At 72.1% G+C, this 21221-nt stretch carries 18 protein-coding genes, 1 tRNA gene and 1 other RNA gene; 8 read left to right on the top strand and 12 right to left on the bottom strand.

From position 1 onward, the window contains the following. The first annotated feature begins 135 nt into the window (after positions 1 to 135). Both H9I49_RS14980 and H9I49_RS14975 read left to right on the top strand, forming a co-directional pair. Positions 136 to 1743 carry a sensor histidine kinase gene (locus tag H9I49_RS14980; RefSeq protein WP_223128688.1) on the top strand — a complete coding sequence of 536 codons (1608 nt, stop codon included), beginning with the start codon at positions 136 to 138 and terminating at the stop codon, positions 1741 to 1743. After that, on the top strand, positions 1740 to 2417 hold the full coding sequence (locus H9I49_RS14975) for a response regulator (protein ID WP_188031136.1): 678 nt from the start codon (positions 1740 to 1742) through the stop codon (positions 2415 to 2417). The genes H9I49_RS14980 and H9I49_RS14975 overlap by 4 nt, the downstream gene beginning before the upstream one ends. A gap of 89 nt (positions 2418 to 2506) precedes the next feature. Here H9I49_RS14975 and H9I49_RS14970 read toward each other — a convergent pair whose 3' ends face one another. Together H9I49_RS14970 and argF are read right to left on the bottom strand one after the other, a co-directional pair. Next, a complete protein-coding gene (locus H9I49_RS14970; protein ID WP_188031135.1) occupies positions 2507 to 3613 on the bottom strand; it encodes a metallophosphoesterase in 1107 nt (368 codons plus the stop codon). A gap of 60 nt (positions 3614 to 3673) precedes the next feature. After that, entirely contained in the window at positions 3674 to 4681 is a 1008-nt protein-coding gene (gene argF, locus H9I49_RS14965; protein WP_188031134.1) for an ornithine carbamoyltransferase, read from the bottom strand. 107 nt (positions 4682 to 4788) lie between these two features. Between argF and H9I49_RS14960 the strand changes: the two genes are divergently transcribed. The 3 genes from H9I49_RS14960 to ffs all read left to right on the top strand — a co-directional run bounded on the left by H9I49_RS14960 (position 4789) and on the right by ffs (position 6469). Continuing rightward, positions 4789 to 4873: transfer RNA gene (locus tag H9I49_RS14960), tRNA-Ser, on the top strand. Between the two features lie 165 nt (positions 4874 to 5038). Next, positions 5039 to 6349: an MFS transporter gene (locus tag H9I49_RS14955; protein WP_188031133.1), complete on the top strand. Its 1311-nt coding sequence runs from the start codon at positions 5039 to 5041 to the stop codon at positions 6347 to 6349. 23 nt (positions 6350 to 6372) lie between these two features. Further along, an RNA gene (gene ffs, locus H9I49_RS14950) (signal recognition particle sRNA small type) lies at positions 6373 to 6469 on the top strand. Positions 6470 to 6515: 46 nt separating this feature from the next. Here the strand turns inward: ffs and H9I49_RS14945 are convergent. Beyond that, entirely contained in the window at positions 6516 to 7589 is a 1074-nt protein-coding gene (locus H9I49_RS14945) for a LacI family DNA-binding transcriptional regulator (protein WP_223128687.1), read from the bottom strand. Positions 7590 to 7666: 77 nt separating this feature from the next. Between H9I49_RS14945 and H9I49_RS14940 the strand changes: the two genes are divergently transcribed. After that, positions 7667 to 8884, top strand: coding sequence for an MFS transporter (locus H9I49_RS14940; RefSeq protein ID WP_188031131.1), 1218 nt, complete (start codon positions 7667 to 7669; stop codon positions 8882 to 8884). Positions 8885 to 8972: 88 nt separating this feature from the next. On the opposite strand, the gene eis is transcribed toward H9I49_RS14940, so the two are convergent. From eis to H9I49_RS14910, 6 genes are all read right to left on the bottom strand, one after another. Then, positions 8973 to 10211, bottom strand: coding sequence for an enhanced intracellular survival protein Eis (eis, locus tag H9I49_RS14935; protein WP_188031130.1), 1239 nt, complete (start codon positions 10209 to 10211; stop codon positions 8973 to 8975). A gap of 51 nt (positions 10212 to 10262) precedes the next feature. Further along, entirely contained in the window at positions 10263 to 11696 is a 1434-nt protein-coding gene (locus H9I49_RS14930) for a hypothetical protein (RefSeq protein WP_188031129.1), read from the bottom strand. 13 nt (positions 11697 to 11709) lie between these two features. After that, positions 11710 to 12366 carry an ATP-binding cassette domain-containing protein gene (locus tag H9I49_RS14925; protein ID WP_188031128.1) on the bottom strand — a complete coding sequence of 219 codons (657 nt, stop codon included), beginning with the start codon at positions 12364 to 12366 and terminating at the stop codon, positions 11710 to 11712. A gap of 98 nt (positions 12367 to 12464) precedes the next feature. Next, on the bottom strand, positions 12465 to 12929 hold the full coding sequence (locus H9I49_RS14920; RefSeq protein WP_188031127.1) for a DUF3817 domain-containing protein: 465 nt from the start codon (positions 12927 to 12929) through the stop codon (positions 12465 to 12467). Between the two features lie 109 nt (positions 12930 to 13038). Continuing rightward, a complete protein-coding gene (locus tag H9I49_RS14915) occupies positions 13039 to 13764 on the bottom strand; it encodes a hypothetical protein (RefSeq protein ID WP_188031126.1) in 726 nt (241 codons plus the stop codon). Further along, a complete protein-coding gene (locus H9I49_RS14910) occupies positions 13761 to 14174 on the bottom strand; it encodes an SgcJ/EcaC family oxidoreductase (RefSeq protein WP_188031125.1) in 414 nt (137 codons plus the stop codon). Before H9I49_RS14910 ends, H9I49_RS14915 begins: the two co-directional genes overlap by 4 nt. A gap of 91 nt (positions 14175 to 14265) precedes the next feature. On the opposite strand from H9I49_RS14910, the gene H9I49_RS14905 reads away from it, so the two are divergent. Next, the gene (locus tag H9I49_RS14905; RefSeq protein ID WP_188031124.1) at positions 14266 to 14895 is read left to right on the top strand and encodes a TetR/AcrR family transcriptional regulator; all 630 of its coding nucleotides are present in this window, start codon (positions 14266 to 14268) and stop codon (positions 14893 to 14895) included. 135 nt (positions 14896 to 15030) lie between these two features. On the opposite strand, the gene egtD is transcribed toward H9I49_RS14905, so the two are convergent. Next, positions 15031 to 16011, bottom strand: coding sequence for an L-histidine N(alpha)-methyltransferase (gene egtD / locus H9I49_RS14900; protein ID WP_188031123.1), 981 nt, complete (start codon positions 16009 to 16011; stop codon positions 15031 to 15033). After that, entirely contained in the window at positions 16011 to 17297 is a 1287-nt protein-coding gene (gene egtB / locus H9I49_RS14895) for an ergothioneine biosynthesis protein EgtB (RefSeq protein WP_188031122.1), read from the bottom strand. Before egtB ends, egtD begins: the two co-directional genes overlap by 1 nt. A 172-nt stretch (positions 17298 to 17469) precedes the next feature. On the opposite strand from egtB, the gene H9I49_RS14890 reads away from it, so the two are divergent. Further along, entirely contained in the window at positions 17470 to 20193 is a 2724-nt protein-coding gene (locus H9I49_RS14890; RefSeq protein ID WP_188031121.1) for a DNA polymerase III subunit gamma and tau, read from the top strand. An 83-nt stretch (positions 20194 to 20276) separates the two neighbouring features. Here the strand turns inward: H9I49_RS14890 and H9I49_RS14885 are convergent, their stop codons facing one another. Further along, complete coding sequence (locus tag H9I49_RS14885) at positions 20277 to 21149, bottom strand: LysR family transcriptional regulator (RefSeq protein ID WP_188031120.1); 873 nt, start codon at positions 21147 to 21149, stop codon at positions 20277 to 20279. Between the last annotated feature and the right edge of the window lie 72 nt (positions 21150 to 21221).

Here is a 21221-nt window from a genome sequence, read left to right as displayed (position 1 = left end):
AGTTGCGTCAACGTAGGGCGAGGCGGTGCCCGGCCGGAACGCTTGTGATCGTTCGGTCCGATAGCCGCGATACAGATGGTTTTGTGCAATCTGCTCAGCCATGCTGGTGGCGACCCCAAAGAGCGGAGGAGACGTATGCCGCCACTGGGCAGGACGCTGGCCGCTCGGATCCTGCTGGCCGTCCTCGGGATCGTCGTGGTCACGCTGGCCGTGGGCTTTGCCCTGTTCGCCCGCCTGACGTCCCAGGTCGCTGACACCCGAGCCACCGAGCAGGCGACCGGCATCGCCGTGACGCTGGGCCGCGTGCCCCAGGTCGCCCAGGAGGTGCAGAGCGGCGATCCCCAGCACGTGCTGCCCGCCCTCGGCGAACGGGTCCGAGCCTCGACGGGCGCGTCGTACGTCGTCATCATCGACGGCAGCGGCCGGCGCTACTCACACCCGATCCCCGCCCTCATCGGCCAGCGCATCGAGGAACCAGTCGTCGCGCTCGACGGGCAGGTGCACACGGGCATCGACGCGGGCAGCCTGGGCCGTTCCGCGAACGCCCGGGCACCGATCGTGGACGCGTCCGGACGCAGCGTCGGCGAGGTATCGGTCGGCATCCTGGAGTCGGAGGTCGGCGTGCGGCTCCACGCCGAGGTCCTAGACATCGCGCTCTACGCCGGCATCGCCCTCGCTCTCGGCATCGCCGCCTCGCTGCTGCTGGCACGCGCGATCAAGCGGGTGACCTTCGGTCTCGAGCCGGCCGAGATCGTCGCGCTCATGCAGGAGCGGGAGGCGATGCTCCACGGCATACGGGAAGGCGTGCTGGCCGTCGACGCCAAGGGATCGATCAACGTCCTCAACGAGGAGGCGCGCCGGCTGCTCGGCATCACGTCGTCCGGGCTCGGCCACCGGGTCGAGGACGTGGTGCCCGAAGGCCGGCTGCGGCGCATCATCACGGGCGAGGTCGAGGGCGCGGACCTCGTCGCCGTCACGGACGAGCACCTGCTCGTGCTCAACCGGATGCCCGTCATCGTGGCGGGACGCAACGCCGGCTGGGTGGTCACGATCCGGGACCGCACCGAGCTCGAGGCACTGGTACGTCAGCTGGACTCGATGGAGAGCCTCTCGACGGCCCTGCGGGCGCAGGAGCACGAGTTCTCGAACCGCCTGCACGTGCTCTCGGTGCTCCTCGAGCTCGGTGAGGTCGAGGAGGCCACGCGCTACAGCCAGGAGCTGCAGGCCGGGACCGTCATGGCGAGTGAGGAGATCCGGGCGCGTCTCGGCTCGCCGGTCGTCGCGGCACTGCTGCTCGCCAAGACCACGGTGGCCGCGGAGCGCGACGTCGTCGTGCGCCTCGACCCGAGCAGCCGTCTCGAGGCGGGACGCGACGACGACCTGCCCGTCGTGACGGTCCTCGGCAACCTCATCGACAACGCCGTCGACGCCGTGGCCGACGATCCCGCGTCGGCTGGAAAGCACCCTCGCGGCGAGGTGGTCGTGCAGGTCTTCTGCACCGCCGACGCGCTGCTGCTGACAGTGACCGACACGGGGCCCGGCATCGCCGAGGAGCGTCTGGGGGAGGTCTTCCTCGACGGGTTCTCGACGAAGCAGCCGCGGGGCGAGATGCGCCGCGGTGTCGGCCTCGCACTCGTGCACCGGCTCGTCACACGGGCCGGTGGGACGATCGAGGTGAGCTCACCCGACGGTGCCAGGTTCGAGGTCCGGCTGCCGCTGCGGGTCCCCGAAGGAGTGTCATGATCCGCGTCCTCGTCGTCGACGACGACTACCGCGTCGCCCAGGCGCACGCCCTCAGTGTCGCCAGGGTGTCCGGCTTCGAGGTCGTGGGCGAGACCCACACCGGCGCCGAGGCCCGTGAGCTCGTCGGCTCGACTACGCCGGACCTGCTGCTCCTCGACATGTACCTGCCCGACTTCAGCGGGCTGGACCTCATCCGGCAGATCGCGGCCTCGGGGGAGCGGGTACCGGACTTCCTCCTCGTCACGGCGGCGCGCGACATCGACTCGGTGCGCACGGCGATGCAGCTCGGGGCGCTGTACTACCTCGTCAAGCCGTTCACCTTCGCGGCCCTGCGCGAGCAGCTCGAGGGCTACCGCACCTGGGCCGAGCGGATGGACCGCGAACCGGAGGCGGACCAGCAGGTCGTCGACACGCTCTACGGCCTCCGGGGCGCACCGCCTCGCCGGGCCGCCGCGACCCGTACGCTGCAGCCGACGATGGCCCGCGTGCTCGAGATCGTCGCGGCCGCGCCCGCGCCGATCGGGGCGGCCGAGGTCGCCGAGATCCTCGGCGCGAGCCGGCCGACGGCGCAGCGCTACCTCGCCGGTCTCGTCAAGAAGCAGCTGCTCGACCTCGACCTCACCTACGGCTCGACCGGGCGTCCGGAGCACCGCTACCTGCCTCGCCGGCGCTGACGTCCTGACGCCGGCCCGGCACCCGTGGGTGCCGTCGCGCGGACCTCGCGCGACGGCATACGCCAGGTGGTGGTGGCCCCCACAAGGGGTCAGGAGGCGTACGGGACGCGCTCCCAGGAGAGCACGTGCCCGGCGCCCGGGCGGTTCACCGTGACCTTGAGGAAGTCGGTGTTCTGCTCCTCGCCGTCCACCGTGACACGGGTCAGGTTGTCGGCCGTGCCCTTGACGTCGTAGTAGCCCAGCCAGCGCGAGCCGGTCGCCAGCGGCTGGTCGACGTTGTAGTGGTGGCTGTCGCCGTCGAAGAGGTAGACGTCGCCGTCGAACGTGCTCGCCTCGTCGACGAGCACCTGGACGAGCCGGTTGAACGACGACGTGCCGGCCGGGGTCGGCGCGAACGTCGGGTCGAACATGTCGGCCTGCTGGAAGAGGACGACGGCGCGGTCGTTGCGCAGCCGCGCCCGGGCGAACGTCTCGCGGACGAGGTCGGTCGTCGCGTCCATGCGGGCGCGCTCCTCGGCGACCTGCTCGGCGGTGGGGGAGGTGAGGCCGAGGCCCGTCCACGGCGCGAGGTCGTTGTTGCTGCCGACGACGTGCAGCGTGGCCATGGACAGGCCTTGGCGGCGCAACGACACGTTCTCGGGGAGGCCTCGGGCCGCCTGCGAGCCGACGGTGATCGGAGCGGCACCCAGCGTCCGTCCCGGCTGGGCGAAGAACGTCTCGCGCACGGCGGCGAGCCGCTCGAGCGGGTCGTAACCGCCGGCCGCGGCGCGGTGGCAGTCGGTCCACTCGTTGTCGCCCGGCGTGTAGAGCAGCGGCGCCACGAACCGTTCGAACTGCGCCCTGATCATCGCGTTGTACGTGTCGGTGCAGGGCGACGAGCCGTTCTTGATGTCGCCGACGTGGACCGCGAGCGAGAGCCCCGGCTCGGCGTTGATCCGGTCGACCATCGACGGGAACGCCGCGATCTGCGCCGCGCCGTAGGGCACGTCACCGATGACGGCGAAGCCGAAGTGGCCGTCCTTCTGCTGTCCAGCGGCGTCTCCGGCCTCGGCAGCCGACGCGGACGCGGTGGCCGCGGTGCCGAGCACCGGGAGCAGGAGGAGCGCGGCGAGCGTCGCGTGCAGCGTTCGAGTGCCGCGTGCGGAGCGGCGGGAGCTGCGGACGGGGGAGCAGTGTGGGCGGCGAGAGATGCGCATGGATGCCGTTCTCCCGCACCCGCGTGAACGCCGCCCCCACCCGAGCGTGAACGGCGGGCGTCAGAGCTGGGTCATCGTCGCGACGATGACTGCCTTGATCGTGTGCATCCGGTTCTCGGCCTGGTCGAAGACGATGGACGCCTGCGACTCGAACACGTCGTCGGTGACCTCGAGCTCCTTGAGGCCGAACTGCTCGTGGACGTCGAGGCCGACCTTCGTCTCGAGGTCGTGGAAGGCGGGCAGGCAGTGCATGAACTTGACCCGCGGATTGCCTGACAGCGCAAGCAGCTCCGCGTTGACCTGGTAGGGCCCCAGCAGCCCGATGCGTTCGGCCCACACGGCTTTCGGCTCGCCCATCGACACCCAGACGTCAGTGTGCACGAAGTCGACGCCCTTGACGCCCTCGGCCACGTCGTCGGTCACCGTGACACGCGCACCGGTCTCGGCGCCATACCTGCGCGCGAGGGCGACGACGGCGTCCGACGGCCACAGCGAGCGCGGTGCCACGATGCGCACGTCCATGCCGAGGATGGCCCCCGTGACCAGGAGCGAGTTGCCCATGTTGAACCGGGCGTCGCCGACGTAGGCGTACGCGATCTGCTCGTCGGGCTTGCCGGCGTGCTCGCGCATCGTCAGCGCGTCGCACAGCGACTGCGTCGGGTGCCAGTCGTCGGTGAGGCCGTTCCAGACGGGGACGCCGGCGAACGCGCCGAGCGTCTCGACGACGTCGTGGCCGGAGCCGCGGTACTCGATGCCGTCGTAGAAGCGGCCGAGCACGCGCGCGGTGTCCTTCACCGACTCCTTGTGACCGATCTGCGACCCGCTCGGGTCGAGGTAGGTCGTGCTCGCGCCCTGGTCGGCGGCCGCGACCTCGAACGCGCAGCGGGTGCGGGTCGAGGTCTTCTCGAAGATGAGCGCGATGTTCTTGCCGGCGAGGCGCCGTTCCTCGCGGCCCTCGCGCTTCGCTGCCTTCAGCTCGGCGGCGAGGTCGAGCAGCGCCCGGAACTCATCGGGCGTCAGGTCGGTCTCCTTGAGCAGGTTGCGGCGGTGGAGTGCGGCGAGCGACATGCGACCGATGCTTTCAGGGCGGGCTCACGCGCGGCAATCGGGTCTCACCCACCTCGGACGATGACACGATTTCTTGTCGGCGGTCGGGCTCCGGTAACCTGCCCGACGGAGGATTCGCATAGTGGCCTAGTGCGCACGATTGGAAATCGTGTTGGGATAAAACCCTCGGGGGTTCAAATCCCCCATCCTCCGCCGAAACGGATCGACCCCGTCGCGCCCAGCGCGACGGGGTCGATCCGTTTCGGCGGAGTCTTCCGGATCCGTCGGGAGCGACGAACGAGCGACCGACGGTTCCCCGATCCTCCCTCGGCCTAAAAAGCGCACGACACTGTCGGTGCTGGACGGCAGACTCTCCCGGTGAGCTCGACCACCGCCGACCGCCCGCCGTTGTCCTCCTTCTGGCACGACCTGCCCCGTGACGGAAGGCTGCTCATCTCGACCGTCGTCTTCCAGGCGATCGGCACGGGGCTCGTCCTGCCGTTCATGGTCGTCTACCTCCACGAGGTCCGCGGCATCGCGCTCGAGACGGTCGGCCTGCTCCTCGCGTTGCAGGCCGGGGTCGGCATCGTCCTGGTGACGCCCGCAGGGGCGCTCATCGACCGCATCGGCCCGCGCCGCGTCTACGCGAGCAGCCTCGTGGCCCTGCTGCTCGCCGACATCCTGCTGGCCTATGCCACGACGACGGCGCAGGCCGCGTTCGCGCTCGTGCTCCTCGGCTACGGCTTCGGCATCGTGTGGCCGGCGTCGAGCGCGCTCATCGGCAACCTCATCCCGTCCGGCCAGCGGCAGCGCTACTTCGGCCTCAACTTCACGCTGCTCAACCTCGGCATCGGCATCGGCGGCATCGTCGGTGGCCGCTTCGTCGACGTCGCGCGTCCGGGCACGTTCACCGCCGTCTACCTCCTCGACGCGCTCAGCTACGTCCCGGCGCTCATCATCCTGCTCGGTCCGCTGCGGCACGCGCGCGACCGCGCCGAGCGGCCCGCCGACGACGACGGCGCCAAGATCTCCTACCTCGCTCTGCTGCGCGACCCACGGCTGCGGGCGCTGCTGCTGCTCGTCTCGGTCGCGGCGCTCGTCAGCTATCCCCAGCTCAATGCCGGCATGCCCGCCTATGCGCGCGCCGAGGGGCAGATCTCGACGGAGGGCCTTGGTTACGCCTTCGCCGCCAACACCATCGTCATCGTCGTGCTCCAGCTGTTCGTGCTGCAGCGCATCGAGGGCCGGCGTCGCACCCGGGTCACGGTCGTCATGGCGCTGACGTGGATGGTCGCGTGGTCGCTGCTCGGCGCCACGTCGCTCGTGCCGGGCACGCTCGTCGCGACGGTGTTCCTCTGTGCGTGTGCCGGAGTCTTCGGCCTGGGCGAGACCATGCTGCAGCCGACGAGCGCGGCCATGGTCAACGACCTTGCGCCGGACCACCTCCGTGGCCGCTACAACGCGCTCAGCTCGCTCATGTTCTCGGTCGCCTTCGTCGTCGGACCCGTCGTCGCGAGCGTGCTCATCGGCCGCGACCTGGGCCTCGTCTACATCGGCTTCCTCGTCGGCGCGTGCGCGCTGCTCGCGGTCATCGCGCTCGTCGTCGAGCGTCGTCTGCCGCCGCACGTCAACGGCATCCGCCTGGTCGAGAGGGTCCCGGAGCCCGCGGACGGGCGGATTTCCGGCTGACGTCGACGGCGCATACACTGACCGTCGGCACCCCGCGTGGTGGTACCTCTCCGAACTCCCCCAGGGCAGGAATGCAGCAAGGGTAGGAGAGCTCTTCCAGGTACGCGGGGTGTCCCTGTTCCCGCGGCGATCCGGTCGCCGTGTGCCGGTCAGCGCGGTCGAGCGGTCAGCGCGGTCGAGCGGTCGTCGTGCCCTCGCGCAGGGTGGCGGGCGCGACGACGTTGCGCGGGCGCGTGCCGTCGAGCCGGCGACGCACGAGCCGACCGACGATCCGGCCGCGCTCGCGGCCCTGCTGGTCCATCGTCGTGAGACGGTGCGGCAGCCACGGGAGGTCGACACCGTCGAAGCCGGTGACGCTGAGGTCGTCGGGGACGCGGAGGCCGAGCTCCTCGGCGGCGATGACGACACCGGCGGCGATGACGTCGGACTGGGCGACGATCGCCGTCGGCCGCTGCCGCTCCGGGACGTCGAGCAGGGCCCGGCCCGCGATGATGCCGCCCTCGACCGACGACCCGTCACCGGTCTGGATGACGGGTGCGTCGGCGCCGAAGACGTCGCGGAAGCCGAGCACGCGGCCGACCGAGGGTATCTGCGCGTTGGCGTCGGTCACGAGCTCTTCGCGGATCGGTCCCGGCTCACCCATCGGCCCGAGCGGCATGGCGACCTGGGCGACCCGCCGGTGGCCGAGATCGCGCACGTAGCGTGAGATCTCGCGGATGGAGCCTCGTTCGTCGATGCGGACCTGGGTCACGCGCCGGTCGCTCGGGACGCCGGTGCTGAACATCGGGATGCCGCGGGCGGCGAGGTGGTCGACCGCGGGGTGGTCACCGGGGCCGCACAGCGAGAAGACGACGGCGTCGAGCGCGAGCCCGGCGAGCTGAGGCACGACGGACTCCACGTCGTCGGTGGGCTGGCCGAGCAGGAGCATCCCCGTCGGCACGCGCTCGAGCTCCTCGGCGAGACCGTCGAGGACGGCGACGGCGAAGGGGTCGCGGAACGCCATGCGGAGCCGGCCCTCGACGAGGACCCCGACCGCACCGGCCCGGCCCTGGCGCAGTGACGAGGCGAGCGGGTTGGGACCGGTGAACCCGAGCTCGGCAGCGGCGGCCCGGACGCGCTCGCCCGTCGCTTCGGCGACCGGCCCCTTGCCGCTGAAGACGAGCGAGGCCGTCGAGACCGATACCCCGGCGCGCTCGGCGACGTCGCGGAGCGTGGGGCGGGCTTGACCTCGGGCAACCATGGGAGGCATCCTATCGAAACGATTCGAGTCGAATCGATTCGAAGCAGAGTACGGCCCAGTCCTGAGAGGCTTCACACATGTCCGCCGCCAGCGCCCCGCCGGCCGCCGTCGTCCGCACGGCACGCACCGCCGTCTTCACGGCCTTCGCGATCAACGGTGCCGCCTTCGCGGCGTTCGCGTCGCGTGTGCCCGACCTCAAGCACGAGCTGGCCCTCACCGCGGGCGAGCTCGGCGTCACGCTGCTCGCGGCCTCAGTCGGCTCGGTCCTCGGCCTGCCGATCTCCGGCTGGATCGTCCACCACCTCGGCGCGGCACGGACCCTCCTCGGTGCGGCCCTGGTGCAGAGTGTCGGCCTCGCCGCCGTCGGGGTCGGCGTCACCGGCCTGCACAACCGTCCGGTCGTCATGGCGGGGCTCTTCCTCGTCGGCATGGGCGTCGGCGTCTTCGACGTCGGGATGAACCTCGAGGGCGCCTCCGTCGAGCGCTACCTCGGCCGGGCGATCATGCCCCGCTTCCACGCCGCCTTCAGCGGAGGCACCGTCGTCAGCGCGCTCATCGGCGCCGGCCTGTCGGCCCTGCACGTCTCGATCGCGGTCCACCTCGTGGGCGTCGTCGTGATGCTCCTCGCCGTCACACCCTGGTTCTTCAAGGCCTTCCTGCCTCGCGAGGTCGAGCTCGACGAGGACGGCAGCGAGGTCAAGCAGAAGGCGGGCATCGCGTCCGCGTGGCGTGAGCCGCGCACCATCCTCATCGGCGTCGTCGTGCTCGCCGCGGCGTTCACGGAGGGCACCGCCAACGACTGGGTCGCCGTCGCTCTCTCGGACGGCTACGGCCTCGAGCGCTGGGTCGGCGTCGTCGGGTTCGCCGTCTTCCTCACCGCCATGACCGCCGGCCGGCTGCTCGGGACGCGACTGCTCGACGAGCGCGGCCGCATCCCCGTGCTGCGCGTCCTCTTCGTCTCGGCCGTGGTCGGCTGCCTCCTCGTCGTCTTCGGCGGCCCGGTCCTCGCCTTCGTCGGGGCGGCCGTCTGGGGCGTCGGCGCGAGCCTGGGCTTCCCCGTCGGCATGAGCGCCGCCGCCGACGACGCGGCACGGGCCCCCGCCCGTATGAGCGTCGTCTCGACGATCGGCTACACGGCCTTCCTCGCCGGTCCGCCGCTGCTCGGCTTCCTCGGCGACCACGTCGGCGTCCTGCGCTCCCTGCTCGTCGTCGGAGCCATGGCGGTCATCGCGCTGCTGGCCCTTCCGTCGGTCCGCGAGCCCGAGCGCGTCGAGGCTGCTGAGTCGCGCGCCTGACGCAGGCTCGGCCCCGTGCTGGGTCGAAGTGTGCCGTCGCGCTGGGCCGCGAGGGATCACCTCGACGCGTGGTGAGCTGGTTTCCGGCTCAGAAGTACTCGGTGATGTAGGGGGTCGACGCGAACACGGCGTCGAGGGCGGCGTCACCGTCGGCGTCGCCACCGGTCGCGAGCCCCGCCTGGCGCAGCCGAGACACGGACCACCCGCACCAGAGCGCCGACAGCCCCCGGGCGTCGACCCGAAGTGGCTCGCGCCTCGCGGTCGAGGCGGCCGCGCCACCGCTACCAGCTCGAGGCGTGGAGGCGTCGTCGGTCCTCGTCGCGGTGCCTCTGCCGCCCGTGACGCCCACGGTCCAGTGCCCCGAGTTGGCGGGCACATCCGGGTCGTCGACGACCAGTGACGCCTCGACCGAGGTGTGCGTGGCGAAGCTGCGCCCGGACACGGCTGCCTCGAGGTCGACGACCCGGGCCATCCAGGGAACCTGCTGCACCTCGTTCGCGGCCAGGCCGCCGATCGCGAGGGTCACCGGATCGCGTGGGTCGAGGTAGGTGTGCACGGTCGGGGCCGCGGACGAGCCTGAACCGACAAGACCCCACAACGTCGTCGCCGACTCCGGCGTCGCCGCGACGAGGTGCTCGACCGTGACGGCGTCGTCGGAGAGGCCGTAGACGACGAATCCGTCGCCGAGGACGTACGCGATGACCTCGTCCCGCTCGAGCATCCCGCGGAACGCCGCCACCGAGGGCACCATCGGTCCGCTCGACGCGTGACGGGCGTGCGCCTCGCGCGCGAGGTCGTGCATCTGCTGGGCGTCCCCGGTCGTGGCGGTGCGCGGCCGCTCCGGGCGCTTGCCTGTGGCGTGCCCGGCACCGGCGGAGCCGAGGTCGCGGAGGACGTGGGCGGCATACGTCGTCCTCGTCTGGGTGCCGCCGATCTCGTAGCCCGAGCGGCGGTAGAGCGTCGCCGTCGTGGGGAAGAGGCAGGAGACGACGTCGCCGAGCTCGGCCATCCGGGCCACGAGCGCCCGGGTCAGGGTCGTCGCGACCCCGCGCCCGCGGGCGCTCGGCTCGACGTAGACGCCGGCCACGCCGCCCATGCGGAGGTGCCGACCACCCCACGCCTGCTCGTAGGGGCGGATCCGCCCGGCGCCCAGGACGGTGTCCGACCCGTCGACGACGGCGATCATCCGGCCGCCGAGCGTCTCGGCAGAGACCCGCCGCCACCAGTCCTCGCCGCCGACGCCCAGCGGGCCGAAGGACCGGCTGCGGATGGCGAGGACGGCGGGCAGGTCCGACTCGACGACGTCGCGTGTGCGCAGCTCGCTCATGGCCCACGAACCTAACGACTGGCCGACCCGCGCCGCGAACCGGTTGGTCGCTCAGGCGCGATGCAGATACGTCAGCCGGCGCACCCGCGACACGGCCCAGAGGAGCACCGCGTAGACGAGCCAGCTGACGACCGAGAGCCACGTGTAGCTGGCCGCCTTGGTCAGCACCGCCACGACCGAGCCGAGCAGGACGACGGTGACGGCAGGCATGGCGTACCACGCCACGACCATCTGGGGGCGCAGCACGAACGTCGGGGATCCGCGGAACGCCGCCAGCACGTTGCCCGCGACGACGAGCACCAGCACCAGGCACAGCGACACGGCCGCCGCGACCGGCACCGGCCCGAACAGGCCTGTGACGGCGACCCAGCCGGTGAGCACCAATGCCGTGAGGGCCGTCGGGACGACGAGGTGCGCGAGCGCCTCGACGACCTCTCCGGTGCCGAGCAGCGACGGGGTGCCGACGTTGTCGGCCTGCAGGCGCAGCCCCTCCGACCAGGCCCCGAACCCGAGGTAGAGCGGCAGGAGACCGATCGTCGCGGCGATGCTCGGCGCCGCCGGCTGGGCGAACGCCCACGTGACGACGGCCCCGCCGAGGAGGGCCAGGCCGAGACCGGAGAGGAAGGCCCCGGGCGTCCGCCGCAGGCCGATGACGTCGCGGCGGACCAACACCCCGAACGGCCGGCCCGGGCGCAGCCGCGCCGAACGGCCGTGGCGCACCGGCCGGGTCAGGGCCAGCCGCGCAGTCCGGAGGTTGCCGGTGAGGGCCGACCCGGTCAAAGTCGAGGTGTTGGCGGAGTGCGCGCGCAGCGACTCGGAGTGCAGCTCCCGCAGGGCGTCGGGGACGCGCCACAGCAGGCTGAGTCCGCGGTCGGGGCCTGGCCACGAGCGCACCTGCGACCACAGCCACAGCCGACTCGCCAGCACGCCCAGCGCGGCCCCCGCGACGGTCGTGACGCCGATGGCCACGATCCCGGCCACCTGGGCGAAGGCCAGTCCCGCGCCGATCGTCAGTCCGCTGAGGCCCCCGACGAAGAGGCCGCCGACCGCGGCGTAGCGCCACCACCGGCGCAGCGCGAGGGCACGGTCGAGCGGCGCGATCAGAACGAGGTCGATCCACGGCATCGGCGGCACGACCGGGCCACGGAAGCGGCCCGCGAACACGACCGCGCCGAGCAGGGCACCCACCGACACGACGAGCAGCGCCACGGCGACGGGCGAGTGCAGCTGTTGCCCGAGCGAGCCCGCATCGGACGTTCGGAAGACGGTCTGGACGATCGGCAGACCGTAGACGAGGGCCCCGAGGAAGAGGACGTAGCCGGCATACAGGCCCTGCTGGCGCGCCTTGCGAGCGGCCTCTCCGCCGATGACCCAGTCGGCCTGGCCGAGCAGGTCGTGGTCGTCGTAGTCGACCACCTGCATATCGTCGTCGGTCCTGTCGACGGCCGGGGTCTCGTCCGGGGCGAAGCGCTTTCGCTTGCTCATGGCGTGGTCCGGCTCAGCGCGCCGGCACGACGTCGACGACGCGGGTCGCGAGGCTGGCCGTGAGCTCGGGGTCGTGGCAGGCCATGACCACGGTCGCCCCCGCCGTCGTCCGCTCGCGGATGAGCTCAGCCACGACCTGCCGCTTTGCCGTGTCGAGCCGCTGCTCCGGCTCGTCGAGCAGGACGACGCTCGCCGGCCGCGAGAACGTGAGCGCGAGCCGGAAGAGCTGTTCCTGGCCCGACGAGAGCTCGTGCGGGAAGCGGTCGTCGAGGTGCGCGATGCCGAGTTGGTCGAGCAGCGCGAGGCTGCGGTCGTCGGAGGTCGCCGGGTCTCCGCCCCACGTGGAGTCGATGAGGACGAGATGGTCGACGAGGGTGAGGTCGCGGTAGGTCGTCGGTGCGCCGAGGAGCGCCGCGACCGCCGCCCGCACCGCGCGGTCGCGCTCGTCGGCCTCGCGGCCACCGATGGTCGCGGTCCCGGTGCTCGGCACGAGCAGCCCGCCGATGATCCGCAGCAGCGTCGTCTTGCCCGAGCCGTTGGGCCCGCGCAGCACGACGCACTCGCCGGGGTCGGCGCTGACGTCGGTCGGCAGCAGCAACGTCGTCTCGTCGATCGTCTTGCCGACGGCCTCCGCCCGGACCTCGCCGGCGAGCACTACGACCGCACCCATCTGCGCTCCCGTCGTCACGTCGTTCGAGGACACCGTATGCCGCCCCGCCCGCCGACCCTCCGACGGGTGGCAGCTTGCCCACTCGACGGGGAGCGGGGTCAGCCCTGGGTGGTGCTGGCGGGCGGGCCGACGACGAGGGCCACACCGGTCAGGGCCACCACGGCGACCACGCCGACGCCGACCGCGACTGCCGGGCGGGCCAGAAGAGCGGCGACAACGCGTTCGGCAGGGTTCGACGGGGTGTCACCCCCACGGCCGAGGCGCCAACCGCCGTCGAGGCGCCCGCGCCGCTCGAGCCGGCGCTCCCACCAGACCGTGAGGAACGGTGGCACCGCGCTGAGCAGGCCGAGCAGTCCCTCACGGGCCGTCCAGCGCTGGGTGACCCAGAGCACGAGCGTGATGAGGCAGTAGGCGATGAAGACGACTCCGTGCGCCAGGCCGAAGACCTTGACGCCGAGCTCGGTCGTGCGCGTGACGTACTTGAGGACCATCCCGAGCAGCAGCAGCGCCCACGTCACCACCTCCGCGAGGGCGATCCGGCGGTAGAGGGTGCGAGGCGTCATGAGCTTGTCTCCTACGTTGTGTCGTAACTGTCGCCCCAGTGTGCCAAACGCCCCTGAGTCGACGTAGCTCCGCGTCACCGGCGACGCGGAGCTACCTCGCATGCAGGGCTCAGACGCGTGCCGTTCGCGTGCCGAGGACGAGGCGGACCGCCGTGCCGATGACCCACACGTCCAGGAGGGCCTGGGCGCTGAAGAGGTTCGACAGCTGTGGGTTGCCCGTGGCGAGCAGCAGCGGTGCGGCTGCCGAGAAGGCGAGACCCCCGACCGCGGCGAAGACGGCGAGCACGCGTGCCGGCCTCGTCCGTGCCGCACGCGCGACCGCGACGGCGAGCAGGGCGCCGCCGATGCCGACGAGTGGGTTCGTGACGACCGACATCGCCAGGTGGGTGTCGACCATCGGGGTCGAGCCACCTGTCGCGAGGGCGTCGTGCTCGGAGCCGGCGAGCAGGTGGGGGACGAACTCCGGTGCCGCGACGGTCCACCCCACGATGGTCCCGGTCAGCCATGGGCGGACGCTGCGCGGGAAGGCATGGTGCCGGCGCAGCAGGACGAGGCCGACGATGGCAGTGAGGATCCCGACGAGCAGTACCGCGTGGGCCGGCAGCCACGCCGGGGAGCCGATCAGTGCGAGGAGGCTCTGCTCCATGGTGCCGTCGGTCTCGTGCGGGTGCATCCCTCCGCCGACCGCGAGGAGCAGCCCGCCGACACCGAACACGGCCGCGGACCGACGGATGGCGGGGCGGCTGCCGACCTCGGTGTCGGGGTGCCGGAGACCGGTCCGGGGGTCAGGGCTCGTCAGTGCCTCCCCGACCGCGCTACCTGCAACCGCGCTCATCGCGTCGCCTCGAGGGTGTTGTGCGTGACCGTGATCTGCCAGGCGTCGCCGGTGTGGACGAGGACGGAGGTCGACATCGCGGCGTGGACGCCGGCGAGCGGGCCGTGGGGCGCGTCGAGCGTGTTGCGCGAGGTCATGACGATGACGTCGTCGGCGACCCGACGCGCGTCGAGGACCTCCATCCGGTTGGTGCTGCCGGCGTAGATCGAGCCAAGGATCGCGGCGTGCCCGCCTGCGATCGCGGCCCGTCCACGGAGGTGGTCGCCGCGGATGGTCACGAAGGTCGCGTCGTCGGCGTAGAGGGTGCCGAACGCCTGACCGTCGCCGGCGTTCCAGGCCGCCTCGAGGCGGGCGAGGACGTCGGTGGCGACCTGGGTCTCGGTCGCGGGGTGCAGCTGGGTCGTGCTCATGGTCGTGCTCTCCTTTGGATGAGATAGTCATTATTGATTAAGCAGCGCTCAGTCAATATAGAACCACTCACCAGACCTGTACAGTGGTTTCGTGAAGAAGTCCGAGCCGGCCACCCGCGCCTACCGCTCCTCGCTGCGTGAGGAGCAGGCCGAACGCACGAAGCAGCTCATCGCCCAGGCGGCGCGCGCTCGCTTCATCGAGTCCGGCTGGGCCGGCACCAGCGTGCGCTCGGTCGCCGCGGATGCCGGGGTGTCCGAGGCCACGGTGTATGCCGTGTATGGCACCAAGGCCGGGCTGGCGGCGTCACTCGTCGACAGCGGCGAGATGGACGCGGGCGTCGAGCAGGTCAGGGGCGAGCTCGAGGCCGCCGACGGTGACCCGGCTGCCCAGCTCGCGGCCTTCGTGCGCTTCGACCGGCGCCTGTTCGAGCGTGGTGGTGACGGTCTGAGGCTCACGGTGGAGGGTCGCCGCAACGAGCCGGCGCTCGCGGCCGCCTACGAGCAGGGGCGCGCTCGTGGCGACGCAGCTCGTCGTCGGGTCTTCTCGACGTGGCCGAAGGCGGCCTTTCGCCCGGGCATGACGCTCGACCGCGCGCTCGATGTCTACGCGATGACGTGCTCGATCCAGACGTTCGACGTCGCGATCCAGGAACGCGGCTGGTCAGAGGACGAGGTCGAGCGCTGGTGGCTCGAGACCCTCACCGTCCTGCTCCTGGCCTGAGTGTGACGACCAGAGGGTCGCGCAGGTGACGACGCGGCCACTCGGCACTCGAGTGGCCGCGTCGTCACGGGGTGGGTTGAGTCTGGGCCACTCGACGTCTGGCGAGGCCCGGCCCACCTGTGGCGGAGATGGAAGTCAGCCCTGGAGACGCGCCAGGGTGAGGGCGAAGTCGCCGTCATGGTCGGTCCACGTGCGCTCGACGGTGAAACCGGCGGCGGCCAGCTCGTCGCGGATGCGCTCCGGCCGGAACTTCGTCGAGATCTCGACGCGGATCTCCTCGCCGTGCGCGAGGTCGAACTCGATGCCCGCTCCCGGGACGCTGACCCGCTGCGGCATGTCGGCCCGCAGCCGCAGGTCCATCCGCTCCATCCCCGGGTCCCAGAACGGGACGTACGAGAACGCCGCGACGTCGAAGTCGGCGCCGAGCTCGCGGTTGAGCACGTGGAGGCAGTTCGTGACGAAGGCAGCCGTGACGCCGCGGCTGTCGTCGTAGGCCGCGATGAGCCGGTCGGTGCTCTTGACGAGGTCGCAGCCGAGGAGGAACCAGTCGCCGGGCTCGAGACTGTCAGCGAGCGCCCCGAGGAACGCGGCGCGCTCCTCCACGTAGAAGTTGCCGATCGTGCCGCCGAGGAACGCGACGAGCCGCCGGTCGCCGCGCGGCAGGTGCCCCAGGTGCAGGGTGAAGTCGCCGACGAGGGCCTCGACCGTGGTCGACGGGTATCGCTCCGAGAGCTCGGCCGCGGCCTGCCGCAGCGTCGCGTCGGAGACGTCGACGGGCACGAAGCGCCGGAGCCGGCCCGCGTGCGCGAACGCGTCGAGCAGGGTGCGCGTCTTGTCGCTCGTGCCGCTGCCGAGCTCGACGATCGTCGTCGCGTCGCACGCCGCCACGATGTCGGCGGAGTGGTCGCGCAGGATGGCCCGTTCGCGCTCGGTCGGGTAGTACTCCGGCAGCCGGGTGATCGCGTCGAAGAGCTCGGAGCCCACGTCGTCGTAGAGCCACTTCGGCGGCAGGGTGCGTGGCTGGGACCCCAGCCCGCGACGTACGTCGTCGACGAGTGCACCCGAGGCCCAGTCGGGATCGAGCGCGACGGTGACGACCGGCTCGCGCGCCACCATCAGCGGGCTCCGCCGTCGGCGAGGCGGACGCCGGACAGGGCCCAGCGCGACCCTGGCGGGAAGAAGTTGCGGTAGCTCGCCCGCGCGTGGCCCGGCGGTGTCAGGGCACACCCACCGCGGAGCACCATCTGACCCGACATGAACTTGCCGTTGTACTCGCCGATGGCGCCGGCGGGCGGGTGGTAGCCGGGGTAGGCGAGGTAGGCGGACGAGGTCCACTCCCAGCAGTCGCCGTAGACCTGGCGCAGGTGACCGGTGCTCGGCCCCGCCGCGCGCGGGTGGAAGGTCTGCAGGTCGGAGAGGTTGCCGCCGGATGCCGATGCGTCGGCTTGGCCGTCGGCGACGACCGCGTGCTCCCACTCGCCCTCGGTGGGCAGCCGCTTGCCGGCCCACGTGGCGTACGCGTCGGCCTCGTAGTGGCTGACGTGGCTGACCGGCAGGCCCGGGTCGACCGGGCGCGTGCCGCTCAGCGTGTGCTCGAACCAGACGCCGTCGACCTCGGTCCAGTAGAACGGCGCGCGCCACACCTCGGAGCGCACGCGGCCCCAGCCGTCGGAGAGCCACAGCTCGTGCCGGTCGTAGCCGCGGTCGGCCATGAACTCGAGCCACTCGCCGTTGGTGACGAGGCGGTCGGCGAGGCGGTACGGCTCGAGCCACTGCTGGTGCAGCGGCAGCTCGTTGTCGAAGCTGAAGCCGCCGGTGCGGTGCCCCACCTCGACCAGGCCGCCCTCGACGTCGACCCAGCCCAACGGGTCGGGGTCGGTCGGCGCGAGGGGGGTGCCGGCATACGCAGGGCGGAGGGGGTTGACCGACAGGACGTGCTTGATGTCCATGAGCAGCAGCTCCTGGTGCTGCTGCTCGTGGTGGAAGCCGAGCTCGATGGTCGAGGTCAGCTTCTCCAGCGTGCCGCCGTCGAGCGTCGTCACGAGGTCGCGCATGCGCGCGTCGACCTCGGCGCGGTAGAGGCCGACGTCATGGGCGCCGGGACGCGTGATGTGGCCCCGCTCGGCGCGCGCGTAGCGGGGCCCGACGCCCTCGTAGTAGCTGTTGAAGAGGAACCAGTACTGGTCCTGGTACGGCTGGAACGACGGCTCGTTCTCGGCCAGCACGAACGTCTCGAAGAACCACGTGACGTGCGCACGGTGCCACTTCGTGGGTGACACGTCGGGCATTGACTGGACCGTCTGGTCCTCCGGGGAGAGCGGGGCCGCGAGCGACTCGGTGTGAGCTCGGACCTCCTCGTAGCGGGCCACCAAGGTGTCGGCGTCCCAGCGCAGATCGGGCATCGTGACCTCCTCCTGACGGTCGCTGACGGCGCGCGGTACGCCCGGACCGGAGGGCTCCGACACTAGGACCGGCTGCCGACAGTCGCCCGCCGGGAGCACGGGTTGTCGGCGATCCGTAAGGACCTGTTCACCGGGGAGCCGGGCGTCGGTCCGGACGGTTAGGGTTTCCGGCATGGCCACCGCCCTGTACCGCCGCTACCGGCCCGAGAGCTTCGCCGACGTCATCGGTCAGGAGCACGTGACGGAGCCGCTCATGCAGGCGCTGCGCACAGGGCGCGTCAACCACGCCTACCTCTTCAGTGGCCCCCGCGGCTGCGGCAAGACGACCAGCGCCCGCATCCTCGCGCGCTGCCTCAACTGCGAGCAGGGCCCGACGCCGATCCCGTGCGGCACGTGCGACTCGTGCGTGGCCCTGGCGCGCGGCGGCTCCGGCTCGGTCGACGTCATCGAGATCGACGCGGCGAGCCACGGTGGCGTCGACGACGCCCGGGACCTGCGCGAGCGGGCCAGCTACGGCCCCGCCCAGAGCCGCTTCAAGATCTACATCATCGACGAGGCGCACATGGTGACGCCGCAGGGCTTCAACGCCCTCCTCAAGATCGTCGAGGAGCCGCCGGAGCACGTGAAGTTCGTCTTCGCGACGACCGAGCCCGAGAAGGTCATCGGCACGATCCGCTCCCGCACGCACCACTACCCCTTCCGGCTCGTGCCGCCGGCCAAGCTCAGCGCGTACATGGAGCGCCTGCTCGAGGCCGAGTCGGTGCCGGTGCAGCCGGGGGTGCTCAGCTTCGTCACGCGCGCGGGCGGCGGCTCGGTGCGCGACTCGCTCTCCGTGCTCGACCAGCTCATCGCCGGCTCGGGTCCCGACGGCCTGACCTACGACGGGGCGGTGTCGCTGCTCGGCTTCACCGACGGCGAGCTGCTCGACAGCACCGTCGACGCGCTGGCGGCGGGTGACGGCGCGGCGACGTTCCGGCAGATCGACAAGGTCATCGAGTCGGGCCACGACCCGCGTCGCTTCATCGAGGATCTCCTCGAGCGCCTGCGCGACCTCATCATCGTGGCGGCCATCCCCGAAGGCGTCTCCCAGGTGCTGCGCGGCGTGCCGGAGGACCAGCTCGAGCGCATGCGCGTGCAGCAGGCGGCGTTCGGCCCCGGCGCCCTGTCGCGCGCGGCCGACATCGTCAACACCGGCCTCACCGAGATGACGGGCGCCACCGCGCCGCGCCTGCAGCTCGAGCTGATCTGCGCCCGCATCCTCCTCCCGGCGGCGTCAGGGGAGCAGGGGTATGCCGCCCGCCTCGACCGCTTGGAGCGTCGCCTCGACGTGGGCGGCGTCCCGAGCGCGGCTGGTGCCAGTACGCCGCTCAGCTCGCCCCCGCGGCCGCCGTCGACTCCCGCGTCACCCCCGACGGGTCCGCTGGCCTCGGGCGTAGCCGCGCCGCCGCGCACGGTCTCCGACTACACGCCGCCCGCGGGTGGGGCGGCGTCCGGTGCCTCGCACTCGGCCGGCGGCATGGGCGGCGGTGGTCGATCCGGACTTCAGGAGGCTGTCGGCGCTCAGACGGGCCCGGGCGACGAGGGGAGGGTCGACGCGGTGCGAGCCGAGGTGGGAGCCCCGCCTGTCATGACGCCCGACGAGTCCGTCGGCGGGCCCTCCGTGGCCGACGCGTCACACACCCGGGCCGACCATCACCTCACCGGTGCCTCGACCGCCTTGCACGCCGAGGGTGTGCAGGCCGGCGCCGCCTCGGCTGACACGGATGTGAGCCAAGGCGGTGGCGCACCGGAGTCCGCCGGCTCCGTTCCGGCGGCTGCGCCGGCGGGCGGCATGGACACCGACGCGATCCGTCGCGCCTGGCCCAACGTCCTCGGCCGCATCTTCACGATGCGCCGCATCACGTGGACCTTCGTCTCGCAGAACGCCCAGGTCACGGCGTTCGACGGCAAGACGCTGACGCTCGGCATCGCGACGGCGGGGCTCACGCAGACGTTCCGGGCCGGCAACCACGCCGACATCGTGCGCCAGGCCCTCATCGACGAGCTCGGCGTCGACGCGGTCGTCGACGGAATCCACGTCGACGCCGTCTCGCAGCAGGCGCCCGTCGCGCCGCCGCCGGGCGCCGTACCTCAGGGTTCACCGGACGGTCCCGGCGACGTCGGTGGCGCGCGTGGCCCCGGCGGGCCGGGTAGTTCGGGCGGAGGGCCGGGCGGAGCGTCGGGCGGAGCGTCCGGGGGCGGCCCGGGTGACCCTCGACCGGATGCGTCGCAGTCCTTCTCGGGTGGTCCCGACCGCCCGTCCTGGGGTGATCCCGGCGCGGGTCATGAGTCCGCCCGCGCGCCGGGCGGTGACGACTCCCCGGCGGCCGGCGGATCCGGTTCCGGGTCGGGGTCGCGTGGGGTGGTCCAGGGCGCAGCCGGCCAGACCTCGCGCGGCACCTCGGCGCTCGCCGACGCGGGCCTGAGTCCGGTGTCCGGTCGGTCGCTCGAGAGCAACGCCGGGTGGGGCTCGGCCACCGGCCCGGCCCCCGACTGGGCGACCGGGCCCGACCCCGGCGGTTCAGGGTCGGCGGCCGCGTCACCCGCGAGTCACCCACAGGGCGCATCAGGGGCCGGTCCCTCGGCGGGAGGCGGGTCGGGTGGGGGCGAATCCGGCGCCCCCGCACCCACGGCCTCGGCACTGCGCGGGGCCAGTGCGGTCCGCGAGTCCTTCGCCCAGGCGCGATCGCGGTCCTCCGCGTCGCGCACCAGCGACGAAGAGCAGCCGCGCCCGCCGCTGACCGATGACTCGGCGGTGAGCGACGACGACGAGGACATCGAGCAGTCCGGCGATGTCGGTCGTACCGTCATCGAGAAGGTGCTCGGTGGACGGGTCGTGCAGGAGCTCGACGACTGAGCTGGGTCTCCGGGAGAGGACGGGTGGAAACTGCTCACTCGCCTGCGGGCCGGGGTCGGGGGTCAGTCGGGGGTCATCGGGGGTCAGTCGGGGGCGGAGCGGCGGCGGAGGCCGAGGGCCCGTGCCAGAGCCGGAAGGACGGCGGCCAGGACGGGGTCGAGCTCACCGCGGGCGATGACCGAGAGGCGCACGGGCAGGTCGACGCGTGAGGTCATGACACGGTCGCCGGGTCGACCCGACATCCGGGCCGCACTCGACGGGACGATGGCGATCCCCTCCCGGCGTCGGGAGATCTCGAGCGCGACCGGGGCCGTTGCCGCGTGGCGAGCGGCGCCCCCGAGCGCCGCGATGCGCTCGGCGATGAGGGGCCCGGAGTTGTCGTACGGCGCGTACGTGACGACCCGGTCGAGGAACGGGCGCGGTCCCCGGCGCGGAGGCTCGACACCCGCGGCGACGAATGCGACGAGCTCGTCGGTGCCGAGCCGGTGCGCCACGACGTGCGGAGGCAGCTGCACCTGTTCGGCGATGCCGATGAGGGCCGCATCCATCGACCCCTCGGCGACGAGCTCGATCATCTCGTTGCCGTGGTGCACGACCGTCGAGAGCCGCACCTCGTCACCGACGAGCTCGTCGAGTGCCGGGAACACGTAGCCGGAGATGCCGGCGAACGTGCCGACCCGAAGCGTTCTCGCCGAGGCAGACGCCCGGACGGCCGCGTAGACGCCGCCGAGGTGGTCGAGGATGTGCTCGGCCTGACGAACCATCTCGAGACCAGCCGGTGTCGCAGTCGTGCCCAGCGGGCTGCGGGTGAACAGCGCTGTCCCGCAACGTCTCTCGAGACGAGCCAGTCGCTGGGAGGCCGCCGGCTGGCTCACGAGCAGCTCTCGGGCCGCTGATCCGAGCGACTGCGTGCGGTGCAGGGTGAGCACGAGCTTGAGATCGTCGACATCGGGCACCTGGCGCAATGTATCCATAAGCCCACCTTATGAGCAGCGGCGAGGTCCCGCGGTCTACCGGCCGGACGCGTG

Origin of the sequence: Terrabacter sp. MAHUQ-38 (genome assembly GCF_014518425.1) — a bacterium.
Classification (GTDB): domain Bacteria; phylum Actinomycetota; class Actinomycetes; order Actinomycetales; family Dermatophilaceae; genus Terrabacter.
Note: the sequence above shows the minus strand (reverse complement) of the source record. Positions and strands in the feature narration are given on the sequence as shown.

What these genes read in the sequence shown, in the direction of transcription:
- H9I49_RS14940 (WP_188031131.1), top strand. Translation starts at nt 7,667, where the DNA reads ATGTCCGCCGCCAGCGCCCCGCCGGCCGCCGTCGTCCGCACGGCACGC.
- H9I49_RS14945 (WP_223128687.1), bottom strand. Translation starts at nt 7,589, where the DNA reads ATGGTTGCCCGAGGTCAAGCCCGCCCCACGCTCCGCGACGTCGCCGAG.
- egtD (WP_188031123.1), bottom strand. Translation starts at nt 16,011, where the DNA reads ATGGTGGCGCGCGAGCCGGTCGTCACCGTCGCGCTCGATCCCGACTGG.
- H9I49_RS14920 (WP_188031127.1), bottom strand. Translation starts at nt 12,929, where the DNA reads ATGACGCCTCGCACCCTCTACCGCCGGATCGCCCTCGCGGAGGTGGTG.
- H9I49_RS14970 (WP_188031135.1), bottom strand. Translation starts at nt 3,613, where the DNA reads ATGCGCATCTCTCGCCGCCCACACTGCTCCCCCGTCCGCAGCTCCCGC.
- H9I49_RS14975 (WP_188031136.1), top strand. Translation starts at nt 1,740, where the DNA reads ATGATCCGCGTCCTCGTCGTCGACGACGACTACCGCGTCGCCCAGGCG.
- H9I49_RS14980 (WP_223128688.1), top strand. Translation starts at nt 136, where the DNA reads ATGCCGCCACTGGGCAGGACGCTGGCCGCTCGGATCCTGCTGGCCGTC.
- H9I49_RS14890 (WP_188031121.1), top strand. Translation starts at nt 17,470, where the DNA reads ATGGCCACCGCCCTGTACCGCCGCTACCGGCCCGAGAGCTTCGCCGAC.
- argF (WP_188031134.1), bottom strand. Translation starts at nt 4,681, where the DNA reads ATGTCGCTCGCCGCACTCCACCGCCGCAACCTGCTCAAGGAGACCGAC.
- H9I49_RS14930 (WP_188031129.1), bottom strand. Translation starts at nt 11,696, where the DNA reads ATGAGCAAGCGAAAGCGCTTCGCCCCGGACGAGACCCCGGCCGTCGAC.
- egtB (WP_188031122.1), bottom strand. Translation starts at nt 17,297, where the DNA reads ATGCCCGATCTGCGCTGGGACGCCGACACCTTGGTGGCCCGCTACGAG.
- H9I49_RS14915 (WP_188031126.1), bottom strand. Translation starts at nt 13,764, where the DNA reads ATGAGCGCGGTTGCAGGTAGCGCGGTCGGGGAGGCACTGACGAGCCCT.
- H9I49_RS14910 (WP_188031125.1), bottom strand. Translation starts at nt 14,174, where the DNA reads ATGAGCACGACCCAGCTGCACCCCGCGACCGAGACCCAGGTCGCCACC.
- H9I49_RS14925 (WP_188031128.1), bottom strand. Translation starts at nt 12,366, where the DNA reads ATGGGTGCGGTCGTAGTGCTCGCCGGCGAGGTCCGGGCGGAGGCCGTC.
- eis (WP_188031130.1), bottom strand. Translation starts at nt 10,211, where the DNA reads ATGAGCGAGCTGCGCACACGCGACGTCGTCGAGTCGGACCTGCCCGCC.